This window comes from Bradyrhizobium sp. JR3.5 (assembly GCF_054057015.1).
The window spans coordinates 502,390-514,726 of sequence record NZ_JBSRYV010000002.1; the positions used below are offsets into that span (position 1 = coordinate 502,390).

A 12,337-nucleotide genomic window follows, 5' to 3' on the forward strand; every position below is an offset into this window, starting at 1 on the left:
ATGTTAGTAAATCATACAACAGACTCTTCTTTCAAAATCAAAGCCTCGACAGTTTCCCGTCGAGGCTTTGGGTAGCGATCAAGTCCGGATCAACCGGTGCTTTACCAGTTGCGCTGCGCGCGCAGCAGCAGCATGTAGGTGTCCTGGTTGCTGAGAGAGTAGACGGCGGCCGGCTTGCCGATCGCAGCGCTACCCGGGTAGGTGATCGTGCCAGCGTAGTTCTGATCCAGATGGGTGTAGGTGAAGTCAGCCGAGAAGGTCAGGTTCTTCACCGGGGTCCACTGGGTCTGCGTACCGATCTGAGCAATGCTGTAGTCGGGGTTGCACGAGGTCAGATTCGAGGTGGCGCCGATCAGGACGCCGAACGATCCTCCACCGCCAGTCCCGCCCGGGCCGCAGATGTAGCCTTTGGCGGTGCTGTTGTAGTTAACCTGGGCCCACGCACCATAGACACTGGTGTTCCAATAGGGATTCCAGTTGTGAACGTACGCACCGCGCACGCCGTAAGTCGTGATCAGCTGCTGCGAGCCGCCGCTGACGAACACGCTGTCCGGCGCGATGCCGAAGCCGATGCTCTGGTAGGCACCGGGAACGCTGGTGTTGCCGAAGTAGGTGAACGCACCGGCACCCGAGAGATCCTGGATGTTGTAGCGCGTTGCGCCGTTGGTATAGACGCCCTGGACGTTGATGGTATCGCCAGGTCCGGTCGGGATGTTCTTGATCGACAGGGCCAGCTGACCTGCCCAGCCCCACTTGTCGTCCGGATGACCGGTCAACTCGGTGCCACCGTAGTAGGCCGCGTGATTGTCATGCGCCGCGAACGACGCCTGGAACAGACCCCAGGCCTGATCGACGCGGAGAGACGCGACCAGATCCGGAGCAATCGTGCCGGCATAGTCGCTCGCGCCGTAGGGACCGAGAGCGCCGGTACCCTGCACACCGAGATTCTGCACGCCGGCCTGATAGTAGGCCGACTGATCCTGGGCCGACAGGGCCAGCGACACGCCGTTGCCGAACTGCGCGGTGTAGGTGAACTGGTTCACACCGGTGATCGTGCCGCCGCCGCCGACGAGACCGTCGAAGTTGTTGCCCGGATAGTTGGCCCACGGCGCCGAGAACTGGGAGACCGCCTTACCCATGGTGAAGCCGGCGAACTGGATGAAGGCGTAATAGACGCCGACCGTGCCGGCGGCGACACCGCCTGCACTTGCGTTGTTCGGGGCAGCAGCCGTTCCGATCGGCGAGTAGACCGTCGAGCCTGCCGCGGCGCCCGCGCCGTAGCTGTCCGAGGTCCAGCTGAAGGTCGCATCGAAGAAAGTACGGACCACGCCGTATTCGGTCGCGGTACGGGTGTCGACGTTGAGGTCTTCACGCGAGCGCCAGGTGTAGCCGTTGGTGAAGCGGTTCTGTGCGCCGCCCGCGCCGGCGTAGTTGCCGGTATGGTCCGAGTTGGTGTTCGCCAGAACATCCATGCGCAGGTAGCCGCCCAGCTTGATGCAGGTGTCGGTGCCCGGAATAAAGTAGAAGCCCGGACCATAGAGCGAGCAGACCTTCACGTACTCGACTGCCTTGGCCTTGACCGGAAGGTCGGCCGCCATCGCTCCGCTGCTCGCGGCGAGAGTTGCCACCGAGCCCAACAAAAGGCCCTTAACGATCTTCATGCTATCCTCCAAGTGATGCCTTGCACTGCTGGCAAAGCGACAAACGTTCCCCTCCCGAAAACCGCTGCGGCGCAGCCATTTTCAAGATGCTCGTGGTCAACTCGGCCACTGCAGGCGTGAGATGGTGGATGCCCCCCATCTACGACGGGGAACAATGCAATCGGGTAGTCACATATTCAACTTATATTAGTTAGTCATTCTATGTTTGCGCAGCCATGTGTCATTCAGGCAACGCATCGACGAACATTTTCGTCACGGCGCCCGCTTCAAAAATTGCTCGATATCCGTGAAGATGAATTTTTGTTAAGGTACGTCATGACCGAGCGCAAATCGACCGACAAACTGCAGGACGCGGCTGAGCGATTGGCTTGGGAGATCGTGTCGACCAGCATCCGCCTGGACGAGCTGCGCAGCATCTGGGCCAAGATGATCGGAATCACTGGTCCGCAATGGATGATCATGACGGTCCTGGCGAATGCCGAGGACCGCAGCGTCGGCCTGCCGGTCGGCGCGGTGTCGAGGGCACTGCGCGTCGATCAGTCGTTTGTGGTGACGCAGTCGAAGCTGCTCGAAAAAAAGAACCTTGTGCGCCGCAAGAGTTCGACCGAGGATGCCCGGGTCGTGAACCTGTCACTGACAGAGCACGCCAAGAAGCAGATGGCGAACCTGTCCGCGCAACGCAAAGAGTTGAACGAGTTCGTCTATGCCGACCTCGATCTGCGGGAGCTGCTGCAACTGACCGGCAAGATGGATTCCATCAAGAGCCGCCTGGAAAAGGCGATCGCGAGAATCTCGGTCGATCTTTAGGAAGTTGCCGAGATTCCGCTGCAGTCCCGCTTCGCACTTTTCCGGATCATGCGATCGCCAGCCGCTGCCGCGACCGCATCAGGAGCAGCAGGATGATGCTGACATTGAGCAGGTTCCAGGCGAGGCCATTGGCGAAGGCCGCGGCATAGGAGCCGGTGGCGTCGAAGATCACGCCCGAGATCCAGCCGCCGAAGGACATGCCGAACACCGAGGCGAAGATCACGATGCCGATCCGGGTCGCGGCTTCCGAGGCCGGCATCGCCTCGCGCACCATGATGGCGTAGCTCGGCACGATGCCGCCCTGGAACAGGCCGAACATCGCCGAGATGATGTAGAGCGAGGTCAGGCCGTCGAAGAACAGGTAGAACAGCAGCGCCGCGCCCTGCGCGATCGAGCCGATCAGCAGCGTGCGGATGCCGCCGATCCTGTCGGCGAGGAAGCCGGAGCCGATCCGGCTGATGATGCCGAAGCCCAGCATCAGCGACAGCATCTCGGCGCCGCGCGCCACGCCGTAGCCGAGATCGCCGCAATAGGCGACGATGTGAACCTGCGGCATCGACATCGCCACACAGCAGGAGATCGACGCGAGCGACAGGATCGCGGTCAGCGCGTTGGTGGAGAGCCGCATGTCGACCCGCGGCGGCGCGGCGTTGACATGGCTGCGCCGGGTCGCAGCCCCCATCAACAGACGCAGCACCACGAGCGCAAGCGCCATCGCGATCGCGGTGAAGATGCCGATCGCGATATGGGTGGTGCGCCAGCCGATGCTCTGCATGCCGAAATTGACCAGCGGCGGCCACACCGTGCCGCCGACATAATTGCCGCTGGCGGCGATCGCGACCGCAAGGCCGCGGTAGCGCTCGAACCAGTGCGAGGCCTCCGCCATCAGAGGGCCGAAGGTCGCGGCCGACGACAGACCGATCGCGAAATGCAGCAGGATGAAGGCCCAGATCGACGGCGCGTAGCCGGCGCAGATATAGCCGAGACCGAGAATGCCGATCCCGGCACCGATCGCCGCGACGATGCCGTGGCGATCGCTGATCTTGCCGGTCACGACCTGGCCGAGGCCGAAGCCGAGCATCACCATCGTGAAGGCGAGCGACGCCGTTCCGCGGGTCGCGCCGAAGTCGGTCTGCACTGCCGGCAACGCCACTACGACCGACCACATGCCGACGCTGCCGAGCGAGCCGATCACCACGGCGACGGCAAGACGCAGCCATGCCCGGCGCGAGTCGGGAATGAACACTGCTGCTTCAGGGGAAAATTCAGAAGAAATTACCACGGCGCGCGGAACTTCGTCGGCATTTGCCTCCGGGTCAAGCCACATTGCCGAGAGATTAGGCATGCGCCAGCGAGGGGACGCATTGCCTTCACCGGCGCGTGAGGCGGCTCAATTGCCGTAGTTCGGATCCTGCGCCTGGAACGGACCGCACTTCGCACCGATGCCGAAGCGCTGATCGAAATCCACGGTGCCGCCGCCGACCGGTATGCGGGTCGGCGGCAAGCCGCGCCGCCGACCGGTATGCGGGTCGGCGGCAAGCCGCGCGTGTACTGGTCGACGGTCACAGACTTCTTGTCCGCGCTCATCGTCACATGCACCGGCTCGAGGTCCTTGCCCTTGTTGAGCTCGGTCAGATCGAGCGTGTAGTAGCCGTCCGCCGTCTTGCCCGCGGCCATGCCGCCATGCGGCGCGAAGACGACGGATTGCGGCAGGTAGACCTCCATCAGGACGCCGTTACCCTTGCAGGCGATCATGCGGATCATCCAGGCCCGGTCGTCCGGCAGCGTCACGGCGGACGCCGGCGCCGACAGCAGTGCGATCGCGGCAGCAAAGCCTGCTGTCATGGTTCGACCTGCCCGGTTCGACATGGATGCCTCTGGCGGCTGAGTGGCGTTGCTGGCGCTTGGTCGGCGGCCGGGCCGCGAAAGTTCAATCCGCATCGTGCACCGCAGCGGTCGCAACGGACCGATCGACCGGGAATATCGTCCGTCGAACCGTGATCCATGCTGATGAGAAAAACTGCTACAATGCGAGCCGGTTCACATTGGCAGCTCGCCGTCCGGACCTATCATCCGCCCGGATGGCGCGCAGCTCGCAAGGTAAAGGATCGAAGCGCACATCGTCGGAGGAGATCGTCATGCATTCGTCGTCAGCAGAGTGGTTACCCGTTGCGTCGGCGCCGTCTGACCGGGAGCTCGAGGTCTGTGTCCTCGACTATGACGGCATGGTGCACGCGCTGATGTTCCCGTGCCACCGGGACGGCGCCGAATGGGTCGATCATGCCGGCAGCAGGCATCTCGACATCCAGCCGACGCATTGGCGCAGATGGATGCTCTCAGCCAATTGACGCCGCCATGATCGGTCTCGGGCAGCCAACGCCGATCTCGCGCCGGACCGGATATTGAGCTAGACTTGCCACGTGAGGTTCAAGGGTGGGCCAGGAGGCTCGTCATGGAATCACACGTGATCCCTTTCGAAAATCGCTGGACCAACGGCAAGCATGCCTGGGAGTGGCATTGCGAGCTCGAGCGGCTGGGCGTGCCGACGGTCCGCACGATGTATTGCGAGCATGAGACGCACCATCGCGACGAGCTTGCCGTGGTGTTCGACATTCCCGCGGGCTTTGTTCGCGACTGGCTCGCCTTTCATGACCAGCGCGCCGCCCGGCAGCAATTGCTGTGGCGTGCCAGCGTCATCACGCTCGGCCTCATCGCCGCATCGGGCGTCGTGCTCGGCGCGCTCAGATAGAGGCTGCGAACCCGCCGCCGGAACGGCCGGGCGGTCCCACCACCCCTCGCGCCCCATGCCCGGCGCCTGCGACGCCCCGCGCGGTCCTTGGACGGCACTTATTAACCCTTTGCTAACCATACACCCGGCAAGAATTGCCCAGTGAAGTCGAGTGTCGTCGAACGCGTCTAACGGGCGGAGATCCCCGTGAACGCCAGCGCGGTGCCTCACTTTCGGAACGGCGGCCCTGCGGCCGTCGCGCAGACGCTTGGCGGCCGCGGCCGCCAGTCGCGGGGGAGAGCGGCTACCATGGTCGACGTCACGGCGGGTCAGGGCACGGCAGGCAAGGGCGGATTGCCGAGCCTCGGCGAGATCGGCGACATCCTCAAGCGCGGCGATCTCGCGCTGGCGCTCGGCGTCCTCACCATCCTCGTGGTGCTGATCCTGCCGCTGCCGTCGATCGTGCTCGACCTGTTTTTGGCGGTCTCGATCACGATCTCGATCCTGATCCTGATGACCTCGCTGTTCATCCAGGCGCCGCTGGAATTCTCGTCGTTTCCGACCATCCTGCTGATCTCGACCATGATGCGGCTGTCGCTGAACATGGCCTCGACCCGGCTGATCCTGAGCCACGGCCACGAGGGCACGGCGGCTGCCGGGCACGTCATCGAGGCCTTCGGCAACTTCGTGATGGGCGGCAACTTCGTGATCGGCATCATCGTGTTCGCGATCCTGGTGATCGTGAACTTCGTGGTCATCACCAAGGGTTCGGGCCGTATCGCCGAAGTCGCGGCGCGCTTCCAATTGGACTCGATGCCCGGCAAGCAGATGGCGATCGACGCCGACCTGTCCGCCGGCCTGATCGACGAGAAGGCCGCCAAGGAGCGTCGCAAGGCGCTGGAAGACGAAAGCGGCTTCTTCGGCGCGATGGACGGTGCCTCGAAATTCGTCCGCGGCGACGCCATCGCCGGGCTTTTGATCGTCGGCATCAACATCGTCGGCGGCATCATCATCGGCGTCGCCCAGCAGGGCCTCTCCTTCGGCGAAGCCGCCCGCACCTACACCGTGCTGACGGTCGGCGACGGCCTCGTCACCCAGGTGCCGGCGCTGATCGTCTCGACCGCAGCCGGCCTGCTCGTCTCCAAGGCCGGCATCACCGGCGCCGCCGACAAGGCGCTGATGCGTCAGCTCTCCGGCTATCCGCAGGCGCTCGGCATGTCGGCCGGCGTCATGCTGGTGCTGGCGCTGCTGCCGGGCATTCCGACGCTGCCGTTCCTGGCGCTCGGCTCCGGCGCCGCGGCGCTGGCCTGGAACGCGCGCAAGAAGAAGCGGGTCGCCAACGCCGCCGAGGCCGCCGCCGCAGCCGCCCCCGCTGCAGCCGCGGCCGCCGCCGCTGCCGCCGCGGAAGAGCCGATCGCTGCCGCGCTGAAGATCGACGACCTCAAGATCGAGCTCGGCTACGCGCTGCTGCCGCTGGTCAACGGCCCCGACGGCACCGACCGCCTCACCGAGCAGATCAAGGCGCTGCGCCGCTCGCTCGCGATCGAGATGGGCTTCGTGATGCCGGCGGTGCGCATCCTCGACAATGTGCAGCTCGAGGCCAACAGCTACGTCATCAAGATCAAGGAAGTCGACGCCGGCACCGGCAAGATCTGGCCGAGCCAGTTCATGGTCATGGACCCCGCCGGCAACCAGGTGCAGCTGCCGGGCATCCACACCATCGAACCGACCTTCGGCCTGCCGGCGACCTGGGTCGATGCCGGCCTGAAGGAAGAGGCTGCGCTGAAGGGCTACACCGTGGTCGACGCCGCGACCGTGCTGTCGACACACCTGACCGAGCTGCTCAAGACCAATATGGCGGACTTGCTGTCCTACGGCGAGGTGCAGAAGCTGCTGAAGGACCTGCCGAAGGAGCAGGGCGAGCTGATCAAGGACATCGTGCCGAGCCAGGTCACGATGTCGGGCATCCAGCGCGTGCTGCAATTGCTGCTCGCCGAGCGGATTTCCATCCGCGACCTTTCCACCATCCTCGAGGGCATCGCCGACGCGCTGGCGTTCTCGCGCAATCCGGCCACCACGGTCGAGCATGTCCGCGCCCGGCTGGCGCGGCAGATCTGTGCCCAGAACACCTCGCCGAACGGCTATCTGCCGCTGATCGCGCTGTCGGCGCGCTGGGAGCAGGCATTTGCCGAATCGATCGTCGGCCAGGGCGACGACCGCAGCCTGGCGATGCAGCCCTCCAAGCTGTCGGAATTCATGACCGCAGTGCGCAACGCGTTCGAGCAGGCGGCGCGCGAGGGCGAGGCGCCGGTGCTGGTGACCTCGGCCGCGATCCGGCCGTTCGTTCGCTCGCTGGTGGAGCGGTTCCGCTCGCAGACCACCGTTTTGTCGCAGGCCGAGATCCATCCCCGGGCCCGGCTGAAGACCGTTGGCAGCGTGTAGAGCTTCTTGTTTGGACGCGTTTTCTTCACGCGAACCGGCGTCCACTTCGCTCGAAAACGCTCTAGCCGTCGCAAATCATTTGCGTTTTCGCTTGTGCTTTCTCGCCACAGGCAACTGATTTATGCGGAACGGTCCGGAACGGCCCCATCTAGCGTAACATGATCCGGCTTCCGAGCAAGCTATTGATATTACATCAAATTAATGTTGATTTGGGGAGCCGGAGACGGTTTTTGATCGCGCCCGATCACGTCTAATCACGCCCTTGTGATGACCCCTAGGGAACGGAATCGGCAAATCCTACGTTGGGGAGGCAAGAGACGTTGAACCGGGCAACAGACCAAACCGACAGATTTACTGAGAGCAGGAAGGCGGCAGGAGACTTCCATGAACCACTCGATCTACAGCGCTGATCGTACGACGCACCTGAAGATTGTGGTCGTGGCCTTGGTCGCCGGTATCCTGGTCGCTGGTTTCGGGATCACCGCGCACAATTCGTCGGACGAGGGTTACACCCAGACGGCACGTGTCATGAAGGCCGGCAAGCCGGTCGCGATCACGAGCACGAACAACTCGCTGGTCCGCTAACAGGAGAGTTTCACGAATTCACGTAGTGTTCTTTACAGCCCCCCAAAGTCGCTGCGTGGATATTTAAGACCCCCAACTACCCCAAGTTGACTATCGAAAACGCCCGCTCCCCACGGGCGTTTTCTTTTTTGTGCGGGTGGTGGGTTTAACGCCGGTGCCGACTGACAGCGCGCACAGCCCTGTCCACGTCATTGCTTCGTCGCTCCGCTCCTCGCAATGACGTGCTCACCGCTTCCGACAAGTCTCCAACGATGAGGCGCGCTGGCCTACCGTGGCGGCGTGTTCGACGCAGGCGGCACGGTCTCGATCAGCTTGCCGGTGAAGATCGGCGCCGAAGTCGGCTGGCCATTCGGCGAACCGCCGGCCTGCTCGACGGGGGTCACCGCGTAGGTGGCGCCGTTGATCACGTCGGGATCGTAGCCCGACAGCACCGGGCGCGCGGTGAAATCATCAGCGCCGATCACGCCGAGCGAGCGCGGCTGCGGCAGCTTGTCGGAGATCAGCCAGAGCTCAAAGCTCTTGCCGGGCTCGGACGGGGCGCCGACCTTGCGCACGGTGAAATTCTTGGTCGCGCCGTCGATGGTCATGATGAAGGCCGGCCCGCCATTCTGTCCCTGCAACAGCGCGACATATTGCGCCGACGGCGCGAGCGCCGGCGTCGGCGTCTTCACTTCCACGGTCTGGATGCGCGGCTTCGGCCGGATCGCATTCGGCAAGGCGTCGGGCCGGTAGACCTGCAGGCCGAGCGTGACCAGCAGCGCGGCCGCGATCGCGGTCGCGACTGAGGCGATGCCGCGCCAGCGTTTCACGCGGCTCGCAAGCGCGACGACGTTGCTGTCGCCCGCGCCGATCGGTGGCTGGACCGGTAGCTGCCGGATCTCGGCCGGCCGACGGATCTCGGATGGCTGCGGGGGCTCCGGATCGAACGCCGAGCCGAATTCGGGATCGTCGGTTATCGGCGGCGGTGTCACCGTCGCGGCCGGCGTCTCGGGCAGCACCAGCGGCGCCTGTGGCGCGCCGGCATGGCCGATCGCCGCCTTGATGTTTTCCCAGACCACCGGGCGCGGCTCGACCAGGCCGACCATCTGGTTCAGCGGCCCGAGCCTGAACTCCCAGGCCTGCACGAGCGCGGCGAACTCGGTGTCGACGGCCATCATGGTCTCGACCTGCGTGCGCTCGTCGGCATCGAGCGTACCGAGCGCATATTCCGCGGCGAGCGCGATATGGTCTTCGCTATAGGCCATCAATCAGAGTCCAAGACACTCCCGGATATCCATCAGGCTGCGGCGCAGCCAGGTCTTCACCGTGTTCACCGGTGTCTCGAACTTTGCGGCGAGCTGCTCGCGGCTCCAGCCGTTGTAGTAGGCGAGCAGCACGAGCTTCTGACGATCGGGCTCCAGACGACCGACGCACTCCAGCAACCGTTTCAACTCTTCCGTCATTTCCCGTCGCGCCAGCGGATCGGGCGAGTCGGCGGCGACTTCCATCGCCGCAGGCTCATCTTCCAGCGAGGACTCGCCTCGCTTGCGCACGACATCGATGGCGCGGTTGCGCGCGATCGACGCCATCCACGTGATCGGGGACGACAGGGCCGGGTTGAACTGCCCCGCGCTGTTCCAGATCTTGACGTAAGCCTCCTGAATGACCTCCTCGGCGAGGTCCTGACGCCGCAAGATACGGAGCACGACGCCAAAGAGTTTCGAACGGGTCGCGGCGTACAGCCGCTCAAAGGCGTCCTGATCCCCCTTCGCGACGGCGGCGATCAGCCAGACGAGCTCAGCCGGCGTCAGCATTCAGCGCCCTCCAAGCCTGCATCCCCCATCGCCCCATTGCCACCGCGCCGCCGATCATCATCTGGTCTGGACCGGTGGTAGCATATGTTTTGGGACAGCACGATCCGCCAAGTGGCCGACGAGAGGCCGGCTTGTGGACAGCGCCCAACAAAAAGCCCGGGCGATCGGCCCGGGCTCTCAAGATTGTCAGCGGAGGGAGCGAGATATCAGGCGATGACGCCGAGCCGGGCCCGCATCAGGCCGATCGAATCCATGTCGGCTTGCTCGCGGGCGCTCTCCTCCGCGCGTTCGCGCGCCTGGTCGCGCTCATCGAGCAGCTCGACCTTCTTCAGCTCCTCGAACGCCTCCGACAGCAGCGCCTTGGCGTCGTCGAGCTGGGCGCGCAGTTCGTCTGCCGAGCGGGTCAGGTTCTCCCGGCGCTGGATCGCGGCCTTGGCGTAGGTGGGATAGGCGAAGTGCGTGGGGTCGTTGATCCCGGCGCGCTCCTGCTCGGTCTGGATCTCGCGCTCGAGCTCGACGGACATGCGCTGGAAGTCGGCGATCATGCCTTCGATCTGGGTAACCCGACGGCGCTTTTCATCGACCTGGAAACTTCTTCAGGCGGATCAGCGTTTCACGTGACTTCATCGACTCATACTCCCCAGAAGTCCCAAATCTGAACGCGGGACAGAACCGGCTCCCCCCTGGGCCCCGCCGGCATAGCTATGGTGTGCCGAGGATGATGGCCTGACAAAGTTAGCGTTCCGTTTCCAAACCCGACAGGATTTGAGCGAGTTGCCGGTAGCCGTCGCCGAGGCTGGTCGCCTCGTCCTTGGCCTGGCGCAGGAAGCTCTCCAGCGGCTCGTGCAGCCGGATCGCCTCGTCGACCTCGGGGCTGGAACCCGGCCGGTAGGCGCCGAGCCGGATCAATTCCTCCATGTCGGCATAGGTCGCCATCACCTGCCGCGCCTTGTTGATGAAGGGCAGGAAGTCGGGGTCGGCGGACCGCGGCATGGTGCGCGAGACCGACTTGAGGATGTTGACCGCGGGATAGCGGCCGCGCTCGGCGATCGCCCGCTGCATCACAATATGGCCGTCAAGGATGCCGCGGACCGCGTCCGCGATCGGCTCATTGTGATCGTCGCCGTCGACCAGCACGGTGAAGATCGCGGTGATGGTGCCGACGCCGGTGCCCGGCCCTGCCCGCTCCAACAGCTTCGGCAATTCGGTGAACACGGTCGGCGTGTAACCCTTGGCGGTCGGCGGCTCGCCGGCCGAGAGGCCGATCTCGCGCTGCGCCATCGCAAAGCGCGTCACCGAGTCCATCAGGCACAGCACGTCCTGGTCCTCGTCGCGGAAATACTCGGCGATCGCGAGCGTCAGATACGCCGCCTGGCGCCGCATCAGCGCCGGTTCGTCTGAGGTGGCAACCACCACGACCGAGCGCGCCAGCCCCTCCTCGCCGAGATCCTCCTGGAGGAATTCCTGCACCTCGCGGCCGCGTTCGCCGATCAGCCCGATCACCGAGATCGCGGCATCGACATTGCGCGCCAGCATCGACAGCAGCACCGACTTGCCGACGCCGGAGCCGGCGAAGATGCCGAGCCGCTGGCCGCGGCAGCAGGTCAGGAAAGTATTGAGGCCGCGCACGCCGAGATCGAGCGGCGGACCGACCCGCCTGCGCGAATGCGCCGGCGGCGGCGAGTTGCGGTAGGACATCGGCGAGGCGCCCTGGACCAGCGGCCCCTTGCCGTCGATCGGTTCGCCCATCGCGTTGACGACGCGGCCGAGCCAGGCCGGCGACGGCCGCACCTGGCTCGCCGCATTGGCGATCACGGCGCGGCAGCCGCGCCTGACGCCTTCGAGCCCGCCGAACGGCATCACCACCGCGTTCTCGCCGGAGAAGCCGATCACCTCGGCCGGGATGAAGCGGCCGGCGCCGACGTCGATCACGATGCGGGCGCCGACCGACATCGCGTGAATGGGGCCGGCGATCTCGACCATGAGCCCGCGGACGCCGACCACACGGCCATAAATATTGACGCCGTCGATGTCCCCGATCTGCTCCGCGAGCGCCTTCATTGCGAAAACCTTAAGTTTCCGCAATTTGTGCGCCGGCCGCTTAACTTCGTGTTTACCCGCATCATTAATCATTGCGTCACTGTCTTTGGTGACTGAGGTCGCTCGCCCATCAGAAGAAGGGCGAGTCGCGAGAGTCGGTTAGGCCCGGCTCTTAATGTGGAAACTGAACGAGCGCGGTTAGGAAAAGCTTCTTCTACGCAATATCTTAGGGCGATTCGACAAAAATTGCACGGTTAGAGCTTGCGTCGAGGAATCAGTTT

At 64.4% G+C, this 12,337-nt stretch carries 11 protein-coding genes and 1 pseudogene; 5 read left to right on the forward strand and 7 right to left on the reverse strand.

The features are described 5' to 3' along the window. Positions 1–101: 101 nt before the first annotated feature. Positions 102–1,661: a porin gene (locus tag ACVWW1_RS18945; protein WP_456657020.1), complete on the reverse strand. Its 1,560-nt coding sequence runs from the start codon at positions 1,659–1,661 to the stop codon at positions 102–104. 201 nt (positions 1,662–1,862) lie between these two features. On the opposite strand from ACVWW1_RS18945, the gene ACVWW1_RS18950 reads away from it, so the two are divergent. Beyond that, positions 1,863–2,468, forward strand: a complete 606-nt coding sequence (locus ACVWW1_RS18950) for a MarR family winged helix-turn-helix transcriptional regulator (RefSeq protein WP_207832191.1) — start codon at positions 1,863–1,865, stop codon at positions 2,466–2,468. Between the two features lie 46 nt (positions 2,469–2,514). Here the strand turns inward: ACVWW1_RS18950 and ACVWW1_RS18955 are convergent, their stop codons facing one another. After that, positions 2,515–3,714, reverse strand: a complete 1,200-nt coding sequence (locus ACVWW1_RS18955; protein ID WP_456657021.1) for an MFS transporter — start codon at positions 3,712–3,714, stop codon at positions 2,515–2,517. A 29-nt stretch (positions 3,715–3,743) separates the two neighbouring features. Beyond that, positions 3,744–4,313, reverse strand: coding sequence for a hypothetical protein (locus ACVWW1_RS18960; RefSeq protein WP_456657022.1), 570 nt, complete (start codon positions 4,311–4,313; stop codon positions 3,744–3,746). A 293-nt stretch (positions 4,314–4,606) separates the two neighbouring features. On the opposite strand from ACVWW1_RS18960, the gene ACVWW1_RS18965 reads away from it, so the two are divergent. The 4 genes from ACVWW1_RS18965 to ACVWW1_RS18980 all read left to right on the forward strand — a co-directional run bounded on the left by ACVWW1_RS18965 (position 4,607) and on the right by ACVWW1_RS18980 (position 8,223). Further along, on the forward strand, positions 4,607–4,816 hold the full coding sequence (locus ACVWW1_RS18965) for a hypothetical protein (RefSeq protein ID WP_173638244.1): 210 nt from the start codon (positions 4,607–4,609) through the stop codon (positions 4,814–4,816). Positions 4,817–4,920: 104 nt separating this feature from the next. After that, positions 4,921–5,217, forward strand: a complete 297-nt coding sequence (locus ACVWW1_RS18970; protein WP_176529589.1) for a hypothetical protein — start codon at positions 4,921–4,923, stop codon at positions 5,215–5,217. A gap of 288 nt (positions 5,218–5,505) precedes the next feature. After that, entirely contained in the window at positions 5,506–7,638 is a 2,133-nt protein-coding gene (flhA, locus tag ACVWW1_RS18975) for a flagellar biosynthesis protein FlhA (RefSeq protein ID WP_456660611.1), read from the forward strand. Between the two features lie 384 nt (positions 7,639–8,022). After that, positions 8,023–8,223: a hypothetical protein gene (locus tag ACVWW1_RS18980; RefSeq protein WP_456657023.1), complete on the forward strand. Its 201-nt coding sequence runs from the start codon at positions 8,023–8,025 to the stop codon at positions 8,221–8,223. A gap of 266 nt (positions 8,224–8,489) precedes the next feature. On the opposite strand, the gene ACVWW1_RS18985 is transcribed toward ACVWW1_RS18980, so the two are convergent. From ACVWW1_RS18985 to fliI, 4 genes and pseudogenes are all read right to left on the reverse strand, one after another. Next, positions 8,490–9,467: an anti-sigma factor gene (locus ACVWW1_RS18985; RefSeq protein WP_456657024.1), complete on the reverse strand. Its 978-nt coding sequence runs from the start codon at positions 9,465–9,467 to the stop codon at positions 8,490–8,492. Positions 9,468–9,470: 3 nt separating this feature from the next. Further along, positions 9,471–10,016 carry a sigma-70 family RNA polymerase sigma factor gene (locus ACVWW1_RS18990; protein WP_173638249.1) on the reverse strand — a complete coding sequence of 182 codons (546 nt, stop codon included), beginning with the start codon at positions 10,014–10,016 and terminating at the stop codon, positions 9,471–9,473. 206 nt (positions 10,017–10,222) lie between these two features. Beyond that, positions 10,223–10,643 (reverse strand): annotated as a pseudogene (fliJ, locus tag ACVWW1_RS18995) (flagellar export protein FliJ). Between the two features lie 108 nt (positions 10,644–10,751). Further along, positions 10,752–12,077, reverse strand: a complete 1,326-nt coding sequence (gene fliI, locus ACVWW1_RS19000; protein ID WP_456657025.1) for a flagellar protein export ATPase FliI — start codon at positions 12,075–12,077, stop codon at positions 10,752–10,754. Between the last annotated feature and the right edge of the window lie 260 nt (positions 12,078–12,337).

Coding starts and splice junctions, on each gene's coding strand:
- ACVWW1_RS18945 (WP_456657020.1), bottom strand. CDS start 1,661: ATGAAGATCGTTAAGGGCCTTTTGTTGGGCTCGGTGGCAACTCTCGCC.
- ACVWW1_RS18950 (WP_207832191.1), top strand. CDS start 1,863: ATGTTTGCGCAGCCATGTGTCATTCAGGCAACGCATCGACGAACATTT.
- ACVWW1_RS18960 (WP_456657022.1), bottom strand. CDS start 4,313: ATGACAGCAGGCTTTGCTGCCGCGATCGCACTGCTGTCGGCGCCGGCG.
- ACVWW1_RS18965 (WP_173638244.1), top strand. CDS start 4,607: ATGCATTCGTCGTCAGCAGAGTGGTTACCCGTTGCGTCGGCGCCGTCT.
- ACVWW1_RS18970 (WP_176529589.1), top strand. CDS start 4,921: ATGGAATCACACGTGATCCCTTTCGAAAATCGCTGGACCAACGGCAAG.
- flhA (WP_456660611.1), top strand. CDS start 5,506: ATGGTCGACGTCACGGCGGGTCAGGGCACGGCAGGCAAGGGCGGATTG.
- ACVWW1_RS18980 (WP_456657023.1), top strand. CDS start 8,023: ATGAACCACTCGATCTACAGCGCTGATCGTACGACGCACCTGAAGATT.
- ACVWW1_RS18985 (WP_456657024.1), bottom strand. CDS start 9,467: ATGGCCTATAGCGAAGACCATATCGCGCTCGCCGCGGAATATGCGCTC.
- ACVWW1_RS18990 (WP_173638249.1), bottom strand. CDS start 10,016: ATGCTGACGCCGGCTGAGCTCGTCTGGCTGATCGCCGCCGTCGCGAAG.
- fliI (WP_456657025.1), bottom strand. CDS start 12,077: ATGAAGGCGCTCGCGGAGCAGATCGGGGACATCGACGGCGTCAATATT.